The 5,751-nt window shown below is 43.2% G+C and carries 5 protein-coding genes; all 5 read right to left on the bottom strand.

The annotated features are described in order from the left end of the window. Positions 1-441: 441 nt before the first annotated feature. Entirely contained in the window at positions 442-1,266 is an 825-nt protein-coding gene (locus BZG73_RS15810) for a hypothetical protein (protein ID WP_077668816.1), read from the bottom strand. After that, complete coding sequence (locus tag BZG73_RS15805) at positions 1,263-1,511, bottom strand: hypothetical protein (RefSeq protein ID WP_077668815.1); 249 nt, start codon at positions 1,509-1,511, stop codon at positions 1,263-1,265. Before BZG73_RS15805 ends, BZG73_RS15810 begins: the two co-directional genes overlap by 4 nt. Before the next feature lie 10 nt (positions 1,512-1,521). Continuing rightward, entirely contained in the window at positions 1,522-3,393 is a 1,872-nt protein-coding gene (locus tag BZG73_RS15800; protein ID WP_077668814.1) for a DNA polymerase, read from the bottom strand. A gap of 1,052 nt (positions 3,394-4,445) precedes the next feature. Further along, positions 4,446-4,649, bottom strand: a complete 204-nt coding sequence (locus tag BZG73_RS15790; RefSeq protein WP_131826212.1) for a hypothetical protein — start codon at positions 4,647-4,649, stop codon at positions 4,446-4,448. A gap of 301 nt (positions 4,650-4,950) precedes the next feature. Then, positions 4,951-5,448 carry a hypothetical protein gene (locus tag BZG73_RS15785; RefSeq protein WP_077668811.1) on the bottom strand — a complete coding sequence of 166 codons (498 nt, stop codon included), beginning with the start codon at positions 5,446-5,448 and terminating at the stop codon, positions 4,951-4,953. Between the last annotated feature and the right edge of the window lie 303 nt (positions 5,449-5,751).

Below are 5,751 nucleotides of genomic sequence, written 5' to 3'. Positions count from 1 at the left end.
GATAGAAGATGTGCCCCTGTGATGATGACTTGAAGTGTTCATGTGGTTGCGAACAGACCAGAGCTTACCGGAAGTAATTGCGGACCGGATATAGACCGGACTAGAACGAAAAAAGGCTTACGGATTTCTCCATAAACCTTTCGAAATTTGGTGGCCCCTCCCAGACTTGAACTGGGGACCAATCGATTATGAGTAAAAACCAAACCGCATATGAAACCAAGAGTGCTGTCTGCATAGAGGTAGCCATTCCGCATAAAATCTTTACTGACTTAGTGATGTAGAGATTGGTGACTACTCTCCGGCGACGATGATTATATGGTGTAAGCAAGAAAAAACGTGGTAAGAAGGACAGGAAGTAGACCGAGAGTATAAAGAATTATCAACTACAAAAAACCAGAAAGGTATGAGTGGTATAATACCACTCATACCCATACAGACATCTTACACCACGATTGTATGTAGCCGATGATTAACCTCTTCCAATCGAGCACACGGAAAAAATTTAAACAACTCCATCGCCGGATACAATTTCAACAGTTTTTTTGTGAAAACTATAGTTCGAGCCGTGACAGGCACAGCATGCTCAGGTAATTTTGATCGTTTGGCATTTTTACACTCATCTTCCGTTGTTTTATACCCTAACTCGGTGAGTTGTGAAGCTAAAGCCTTGTAGGTAAAGCCAGCGTCACACCCCCACTTTTTTTGCACAACTGCACGTATAAAGACTCGCCTTAGAATTCCTACAGATCCTTCAGACGTCACTTTGATACCAGTCCCTTTAGTGGTTATGGCTGATTCATAGTAATCCTCCCAGGACTCCCAATCAGCTATCGTTTTCAGACAGTTGTCAACTCGCCATCCATCGAACAAGACCCTCGCTTGCTGAGCTTCTTCTGTACTTCGCCATGGAACAGAATCAAAACTGATGTGCTCTTTACCACATATACTAAGCATTCTTGGATTTACAAGCTTACGCTTAAAATCAAATTCCAAGTTTAATCGACGCTCCTTCTTGAGCATCACTAAGTCAGATTCATTAAGCCACTGCTCAGATGTGGAGATAAGGTGACTATTGTCTGTCATCTGGTTTGGCTCACGATTTAAATATAGCTCAATCATATAGCTATTATGCTCATTTGGAGAGCACGGCGGTTTGATACCCGCTTTGGCCAGTAAAGACGGATACCCAGAAAGGGGGAGGGCAGTTATCTGCCCTCTTGTCTTCATGGCAATGACCTGAGCAACTCTATGTTTCTCGACAATCAAATACCCACCTCCGTTATTGTAACATCTAACAATTCAACCAATTGTTTATAACCCCAATTAGTCTTCATCCTAACCTCTTCCTCAAATCGGTCATGAATATCGTCCCAGTGAGGTATTTCACCACACTCCGTCTTGGTTTTACGTAGTACTCGGCGGAATATAGTTAAAGCACGATCTATCCCATGCGTTGGTTTAACTCGGATTTCCCGTGTGAAGTTTGCTATTAGTTTTTCATAAGTGTCCATAGTAACGCTCCTATTTATTCAAGGGATTCACGACCCAATGGTCGTATTTTTTAAATCGAGTACACAACGGCCCCGATGTATCCAATTCTTCTAATGGGGCCTCAGTAATAAATCCGTCGGTTGTCACGCTAATGACTCGCCTATGCCTCGGTATTGATGCGATTAATTCCGCTATCACGGCTCGTACAAAGCCTGTCGTATGAGCGGCCATATAAGGATTAGTAACAGCAGAGCGTGGGATGTCTTTGGTCAATCCGTTCGCCAACTCAAAAGCAGTTTTATCTCGTAACCCTTGTGCTGTCTTTCCATACAATGAGTTGCCTATCTCCTTCCACATGGCTTCTTCGAAGCTCTTCTTCGGATAAGAATTTCTCTTTTCTCGAATCAACTGCACAAAAGGGAGAAACAATGACTCGCTATCTTCTAGCCAAGGGATAACCACACCTTGCAGGACTTCAACGTGCCCCCCCATATTTATCGCAACTTCTAACTCTGGTGCGGTAGTATATGTCTCACCTGTCAACGGGAAATAAAGCCCATAGAGCTCGTGATGAACAGGTAAGCATGGAAAACGTGTACCATCAGGAAATGAAAAGCGCACACGAGCAAAACCACACACATGACCACAAAAGTCATCAAGGTTTTTTGTCATGTATGAGCGGTCATAATCTAATGGCCGAACATCAACCATCCCCGTGGTATAGGCACCGCTAAGATCAAAATCATAAAACACACCGACATCAGAAGGACCACAAGCGAAACTTTCATTCCTTCCTCCAAAGTACGCCTTAATAGCTAACCGCTCGAATAACTCACGTGCTTCTGTTGGAATGCACTCCTTCTTTGTATGTGGTCGTCCAAGTTTCATGTTCCAGTGTTGACTTTTAACTTCACGCTCACCAAATGCTTCACGCTTATCAACCCCGGTATCTTTTAAGATCTTCTGAAATACTGATACACCAATAGCACCAAGTGTTGTTGGGCACTTTGACAATCCAAGCTCAACAGTCGCAAACCTGAACATCCTCAACCCGTACGCAAGAGCTATTTCAGAGTCTCTTAAGGCGTAAGCTTCAAACAGCGAAGGTTGCTCGTGCAAAAACTTGTGCATCTGCTCTTTGCTATAACCATTGGGTAGTTCATGTTTGGGCAATCCAATCAGCTCACCAATAACGGCCAAACTGGAACCGTTGGGGCTTAAAGCTAATGTATCGACAAAGCGGACCTTGGTGCGGAACTTCTCTCCAGATGGTGATTCAATCACTTGTGCATCTTTGCCCGCTTTGCGTTTACCTAAAGCTTGAACATCTACGCCATAGTCCTGCATCGCACTTGCGACAGTACGACGAGTGCCACGCAGTGTTGTCTTCTGGTTTTTCCAAAAGTCGCTGAAATTGGTTAAGTCAGCACGTAAGAAATGGCCAAAGACAACAATTTGTTCAGGTACAGCCTCAATTAGGTTCTTATCAAACATCTCCTCAAGTACATGCCCAACCAATGCGTCAAACGCCCAACGATGATTCTTGGCCCCACTTTTGGGATAAAGGACAATTGAACATTGTCCCTTTGGTGTCTTAGCCACGATTTGGTAGCTCAGTATTTCGTTGTACCCTCTAGCGTGGCTGTACTGAAACTCCGTATCAAAACCCATGTAAACAGCATCACCTTTAGCCCATTCCAACGTAGTAGGTTGGTAACTTATGGCATCTTGAACTGGGTTAAATTCGGCTGGAATATCGTTACTGAGTGCCATGTGCGTAAGAGCCGTTTCTTGATGCATATTACGACTAGCTGCATTACCGTCGGCGTTTATCATTTCATCCACAAATGACGAAATATCCTGCTGAGTTCCCTCGTTTTTAAATAGATCTTTTTCTTCCATATTCAGTCCTTAAAAGCTGAAAATAGGGTATGAGTCACCCTCACCAACTTCACGTAAAGTAAGGGTGATTAGTAATATGTGACAAAACTAATTATTTATTGATATTCAAACTGAGTTGCGTCGACAGCGTGTCAGCTTGGATATGCGAAGAAAAATTAAGATATGAGCGCTGAAACGATTTCGTCACGCATTGCTATTGCTTTGGCGTTATCAGTTTCTGGGAGCCAAAGAAGTTTCCCTCCCTCAGTGTTTAGCAGCATCAAACCATGATCGGCATAGTGGCAACACGAACCAATGAGCCGCATATCCATAGCATCGCCCGTAGGTAACTTGAGGAAGTAGTTTTTACTGTGTGTCGTGTTAGGCATAGTTAACCCTCTTTGTAAGATAGTTTAAAAAAATATCCGGCTGGCCAACTGGATTCACCCCTGTCATTAGGGATGCGAGAACAATACACCGAACATAGGGGAGAGTCCAAGTCGATAATCTGGAATAAAAAACTATTTAAAGGTCTAGATAAGCGCTTAATTCAGTTAAATATTCCAAATGAGAGTTACTAGCAATAGGGTTTAGGTATTCGATGTTGCCTAAAAAAATCAGGCACGGTTTTGCGTACAGGTTTGTCTAGAATTAAATTGTTTTTTCTCTTTTTTTTCCAAACCACAAAAAAAAAATGAAGTGTTACTTCAGCGTAATGCACATAGTGCGCAATATTACACACCGACATTCTCCCCACGATGCTCATGCCCGATGTGARCCACGCATCTTAATGCTAACCAGCTCAAAGCGATATTTTTCAAAACTAGGTGGGTATGATGTACCACATACCCAAACACTAAAAATGCACCATCGAAAGAGGGCTATAGGTACCTCCTATTTAAGTCGTCCCACTAAACCGGCGTAAGGTAGGCTTTTCTGTACTAGTATCTGCTCTCTTCGTTGTGCATCCCGACGCCGTATAAGGCTCTCGATAATAGTTGCCTTGCTTTTGCCTGAGAAAAAAGATGGCAATGACTATCACCATCTTTTAAGCCTGTATTAACCTTCCTTTTTTAGTCTAAAACGTATCCAAGAGCACCGCCGACACCAGCGCCAACCGCGATACCCGCAGGGCCAAACGGTCGACCAATAAGCATTCCTAGCGAAGCACCTTTCATTGCCCCCTTTGGACTTGGTTTCACTTCAATGTCCAATTCACCGTTTCGATTGTGTATTTTTAAAGCCGCCACTTCGGGGCCAAGTAATGGAAACATCATCTTTCTCCTTTTATATGGATGTAAAAAGACCTGATAAGACACGGCATATCAGGTTATTATTGTTGTCACTACAGGTTAGATTTCTGACTCTAGAAACACTTTTCAGCGATCATGTCGAAATAGCTGTACGTGACAGACAAATGGGTTACAGTTCATGTTCGGTCATCGCTAGGAAGACTCAAACACTTAACGTTAAGCGTTACCTTTACAATGAGGTTTGGTATAAGTTCTAAAGGAGGCACTCTTTGCAGGTGTCAGTATGAAATGCCAGAGTTGGTTTGGTTGGCATCGGGTAGTGGCTTTATTCTGAGTCGGTACTTTGCTCACCAAGTGAGAGCAGTTCATCGCGTTGAATATCAAAATCCGGCGCAAGAACGTGTAGGAATACAGATTTGTCCGATTGGATCGTTAACCCCATGCCGCGAATACAGGCTGCTAAAAAAACCGCATTATTTGCACTGCCGCTCTGAAAGACGCCTTTCAGACAACTGCTCTTAAAAGGTTTTTCCTGGGTAGTGATAATGTCCAGTACGTTGTTTAGTGATACCCACTCCTTGCTATGCATACCACCACCTTCGTTGCCTATTAACCGAACATAGAGTTCACCGTCAACCTGCTCTCTGCCGATTTGATAAAATACGTGGTTAGTTGATTTGGGGCTGAGCTTTCTCGCCTTACCCTCGCGTAAAACTTGGTGGGAGGTATTGATGCTTTCGGTACTATGAATGCCCGTGTTGACCTCGTCATGTGTGGTTGAAGTATTGGGAGTAGAGTTTTTGCTGTCGAGCTTATGAGCCATGTGATTTGTCCTTGTGTGACTTGCAATCGATTGAGTTGTTTACAAATCATTAATATGGTTTCGATATTCAATTTGTTACGGGAAACAAAAAATCACTGTCTTTTCCGGTCTACTTCCTGTCCTTCTTACCACGTTTTTTCTTGCTTACACCATATAATCATCGTCGCCGGAGAGTAGTCACCAATCTCTACATCACTAAGTCAGTAAAGATTTTATGCGGAATGGCTACCTCTATGCAGACAGCACTCTTGGTTTCATATGCGGTTTGGTTTTTACTCATAATCGATTGGTCCCCAGTTCAAG

Source organism: Salinivibrio siamensis, assembly GCF_001996005.1.
In the GTDB taxonomy this organism is placed as follows: Bacteria; Pseudomonadota; Gammaproteobacteria; order Enterobacterales; family Vibrionaceae; genus Salinivibrio; species Salinivibrio siamensis.
The sequence above is the reverse complement of the archived record's forward strand: the minus strand, read 5'-3'. Positions and strand labels throughout refer to the sequence as shown.

Bases quoted from the DNA above. Each gene is read 5' to 3' on its own strand.
- BZG73_RS15785 (WP_077668811.1), bottom strand. From the start codon at position 5,448: ATGGCTCATAAGCTCGACAGCAAAAACTCTACTCCCAATACTTCAACC.
- BZG73_RS15790 (WP_131826212.1), bottom strand. From the start codon at position 4,649: ATGATGTTTCCATTACTTGGCCCCGAAGTGGCGGCTTTAAAAATACAC.
- BZG73_RS15800 (WP_077668814.1), bottom strand. From the start codon at position 3,393: ATGGAAGAAAAAGATCTATTTAAAAACGAGGGAACTCAGCAGGATATT.
- BZG73_RS15805 (WP_077668815.1), bottom strand. From the start codon at position 1,511: ATGGACACTTATGAAAAACTAATAGCAAACTTCACACGGGAAATCCGA.